This window comes from Promicromonospora kroppenstedtii DSM 19349, assembly GCF_000515355.1.
GTDB classification, from domain to species: Bacteria; Actinomycetota; Actinomycetes; order Actinomycetales; family Cellulomonadaceae; genus Promicromonospora; species Promicromonospora kroppenstedtii.
The window spans coordinates 55,210-58,605 of record NZ_KI911707.1 but is presented as its reverse complement, the minus strand read 5'-3'; the positions used below and the strand labels follow the sequence as shown (position 1 = coordinate 58,605).

The 3,396-nt window shown below is 73.9% G+C and carries 5 protein-coding genes; 2 read left to right on the top strand and 3 right to left on the bottom strand.

Going from position 1 to position 3,396, the window contains the following annotated elements:
- Positions 1-201: helix-turn-helix domain-containing protein (locus PROKR_RS19105; protein WP_036965776.1), on the bottom strand; the 201-nt coding region annotated here is incomplete at its 3' end.
- Between the two features lie 206 nt (positions 202-407).
- Between PROKR_RS19105 and PROKR_RS19100 the strand changes: the two genes are divergently transcribed.
- Both PROKR_RS19100 and PROKR_RS19095 read left to right on the top strand, forming a co-directional pair.
- On the top strand, positions 408-1,343 hold the full coding sequence (locus tag PROKR_RS19100; protein ID WP_051433146.1) for a pyridoxamine 5'-phosphate oxidase family protein: 936 nt from the start codon (positions 408-410) through the stop codon (positions 1,341-1,343).
- Between the two features lie 85 nt (positions 1,344-1,428).
- Positions 1,429-1,884 (top strand): hypothetical protein, encoded by a 456-nt coding sequence (locus PROKR_RS19095; protein ID WP_036965774.1) that lies wholly within the window; start codon positions 1,429-1,431, stop codon positions 1,882-1,884.
- Positions 1,885-1,898: 14 nt separating this feature from the next.
- On the opposite strand, the gene arfB is transcribed toward PROKR_RS19095, so the two are convergent.
- A complete protein-coding gene (gene arfB / locus PROKR_RS19090) occupies positions 1,899-2,345 on the bottom strand; it encodes an alternative ribosome rescue aminoacyl-tRNA hydrolase ArfB (protein WP_036965807.1) in 447 nt (148 codons plus the stop codon).
- 69 nt (positions 2,346-2,414) lie between these two features.
- Positions 2,415-3,396, bottom strand: a 982-nt coding sequence (locus tag PROKR_RS19085; protein ID WP_245605885.1) for a serine hydrolase, incomplete at its 5' end; no start/stop codon positions are given.

Sequence of the window (3,396 nt, the reverse complement as noted above, 5' to 3'; positions counted from 1 at the left end):
CAGCTCGGCCTGCTGCGGCTCGTCGAGCGCCAGGGCACCGGCCAGCGCCTGCACGGTGCGGCGCTGGGGGCCGCGGCTGACGCCGCGCTCCATGTCGCCGATGGCTCGGACGCTCACGCCGGAGAGGTGCGAGAGGTCCTCGATCGTCAGCCCGGCACCCTGCCGCAGGCTCCGCAGGTACGTGCCGAACGAGCTGGCCAACGGTGCTCCCTCAAGGTGTCAGGTCTGGTTCGAGATCATGATCGCCCCTTGCGTGCCCCTAGCAGCCCATCGTCCACGCTGCGGTGCGGGTACACCGTCGAACCGGGCGCGAAGTCACCCGGGTGAACCTGTCACAGGCTGGGCGCCCCGGGCCCGCTACCCTGTCCGCGGCCTGGTCAGGGCCCCTTTCCAGACGGAGATCAACCATGCAGAACGACCAGCTGGTCGCACCGGTCGCAGCCAACGTCATCTCGTCCTATCTCACGTGCGAGGTGGCCACCGTCTCGCGGTCGGGCACCCCGGTCGCGTGGCCGGTCTCGGGCGTGTGGCGGCCCGACGACGGGACGTTCGTGCTGTCGACGTCGATCGGGTTCGCCCAGAAGGCCCTCAACGTGCGGCGGGACGCGCGGGTCGCTGTGCTCTTCTCGGACCCCACCGGCAGCGGTCTCGACCAGGCGGGGCAGGTGCTCCTCCAGGGCGCGGCCGAGTGCCCGGACGAGGTCGTGACCTCGTTCGCGCGCAACGCCGACCTGTGGCGGCGGATCGCGGCGGCCCAGCCGTCGTCGCGCGCCCTGTCGACCGGGCGCCTGGCCCGGCGCCTCCTCGACGTCTACTACATGCGGCTGATCATCACGGTGACGCCCGCCGCCGTCACGACGCGGGAGCCGCTGCCGGACGCCGTCCGGCTGCTCGCGGTCCCGGCGATGCCGGGCCTGCCCGCGCCGTTCGCCAAGGAGTTGGGCGACTTCACCAGCGGGATCCTGGCCCGGCTGGACGACGCCGGTCTGCCGACCCTCGACCGGGTGGTCCCCGAGGCCGTCGACGGCGGCCTGCTGGTGCCCGGCACCGATGCGCGGCCGGGCCCGGCGAGCCTGCTGTTCCACCGCCACGACGAGCTGCTGGCCGGGAACCGCAGCCTCGTCGTGCTGGGCGAGCTCGTCGAGGGCGACCAGGGCCTGGTGTTCCGTCCGGAGCGGGTCGTGGACGGGGTGCGGACCGCGGGCCTGCTGACGCCGTTCCGGTTCGTGCGGGGCCTGCGCGCCCGGGCGGCGGCTTACCTCGCGAAGCGGGGCCTGGAGCGGCCGCAGGTGGCCTGGGAGGAGCTCGACGCGATCCACGCGACGATCGACGCGGCTCGATGACTTTGCGTGCGGGAGTTCCCCCGCGCAGGCAGGCTTGACCGTGACGGGGACGCCGAAAGGGCGCCCGCGAGACAGGGGGAATCGCATGAACCGGATCAAGAGGACGCTTGCGGCGGTGGCAGGACTGACGCTGGTGGCGACCGTGCTCACCGCGGCACCTGCCAGTGCGTGGACCCGCGTGGCCGGGCACTGCGTGGGTGATCGGGTCGACCGCTGCGTGTCGATCCGGCAGAACTCCACGGGTACCGTCTACGTGCGCGGATCGGTGTCGGACGACGCCAGCCGGCCGGGCGACTACGTCGTACGGATCGTGGAGACCGACATCACGATCACCAAGGACTGGACGAACCCGCCCAGCATCACGTTCTTCCCGGTGAAGAAGAACGAAGCCTACAAGGACATCTCGGACGCCCTGCCGACGCCTGCGTTCGACCTGCCCTGCGGCACGGATGTCTCCGGCAGCGCGAAGCTTCAGTGGAAGCCCAAGTCCGGTGGTTCCGTGGAGACCGGCTGGGTGCACGTGAGCGCCACCGTCTGCTGATCTCCTGACGGGTCTCAGTCCTCGCGCCGGGGCTTGGAGGAGCGCAGCCGCTTGGTGTCCGAGCGCTGCTTCTTGGCGGTCAGCCGCCGCTCCTGCGAGCCCCGGGTGGCCCGCGTGGCGCGGCGCGCCTTCGGGCCGGGAGCCAGCGCGTCGGCGACGAGCGCGGCCAGGCGCAGGGCGGCAGCGTCTCTGTTGCGCCGCTGCTCCCGGTTCTCAGCGGCGACGACGGTCAGGACGCCGCCCACGAGCCGGCTCGCCAGCCGATCGGTGAGCCGGGCGCGCTGGGTCTCGTTCAGGACGGCGGAACGACCGACGTCCCAGGACAGCTCGACGCGCGAGTCCGTCGTGTTGACGCCCTGACCGCCCGGCCCGGAGGCGCGGGAGAACCGCTCGGTGAGCTCGGCCCGGGGGATCGTCAGGGCGGGGGTGACGGGCAGACCGGGGCGGACGGGGGAGGGCATGTGGCTATGGTCCCGCACCTGGTCGGCCCCGGTGGGCTCGCTGCGCTCCGGGCCGTCCACGGCGGGACGTCACTCGTCGTCCGCCAGCCGTAGCGGGCCGACGGCGACCCGAGCCAGCTCGCCGATCGCGGCGTCGACCCGGGGCAGGTGCCGTTCCGGCCGGGCGGCACGGGTCAGCACCACGACGCCGACCGGGTGCTCGTGCGGGAAGCGCACCACCGCCGCCTCATGCCGTAGGCGGCCGAGGGAACCGGTCTTGCCGAGCAGCAGGACGTCGTCGTGCGGGAACCCACTCCCGATCCGGTGCCGCCATGCCTGGTGGGCCAGCGCGTCGCGCACCGTGTCGTGAGGCCCGCCCGGGCGTGACCACAGCAGGCGCAGCACCTGCGCGAGCTGCGCGGCCGTCGCCGCGCTCGCCAGGGCCGGGTCGTACTGGGAGGTCTCGGCGGCCCGGTCGGGGTCGGCGAGCACACGCTGGGCGGCGGCCCAGCCGTCGGTCCCGGTGTCCCGCAGGACGGCGCGCGTCTCCTCGGCGGACCCCTGCCGTATCAGGGACTCCGGGAGCCCGAGTCGCGCCAGGCGCTCGTGCGCCCGGTCGCGGCCCACCAGGTCCAGCACGGCGTCGCCGCACGCGTTGTCCGACACGGCGAGCATCAGCCGGACGGCGTCGCGCGCGCTCAGGGCGACGTCGTCGAGCAGCATCGCCACGCCCGTCGGGCCGGGCATCCGGTTCGGTGCCGCGAGGCGGACCAGCTGGTCCGCCTTGAGCCGGCCCTCTGCGACGAGCTCCGCCCAGATCAGGGCGAGCGGCAGCTTGTAGAGGGAGGCGATCGCGACCGGCTCGGTGTCGGCCAGGGACGTCGTCCCGGGCGGGCCGGTCAGCCGGGTCGCGTGGACGTGGGCCGTGACACCGGCGTCGCGGGCGATGGCCCGGAGCGTCGCGCCGGTGTCCGGGGTGGCGGGTGTCATCGGGTTGGGCCGGGCAGGGTCGTCTGCCGCGGAGCGTTCGACGCCGCCCCGAGGCCCGCGGCGATCGCTCCGGCCACCGCGT

What these genes read in the sequence shown, in the direction of transcription:
- PROKR_RS19100 (WP_051433146.1), top strand. Translation starts at nt 408, where the DNA reads ATGCAGAACGACCAGCTGGTCGCACCGGTCGCAGCCAACGTCATCTCG.
- arfB (WP_036965807.1), bottom strand. Translation starts at nt 2,345, where the DNA reads ATGCCCTCCCCCGTCCGCCCCGGTCTGCCCGTCACCCCCGCCCTGACG.
- PROKR_RS19095 (WP_036965774.1), top strand. Translation starts at nt 1,429, where the DNA reads ATGAACCGGATCAAGAGGACGCTTGCGGCGGTGGCAGGACTGACGCTG.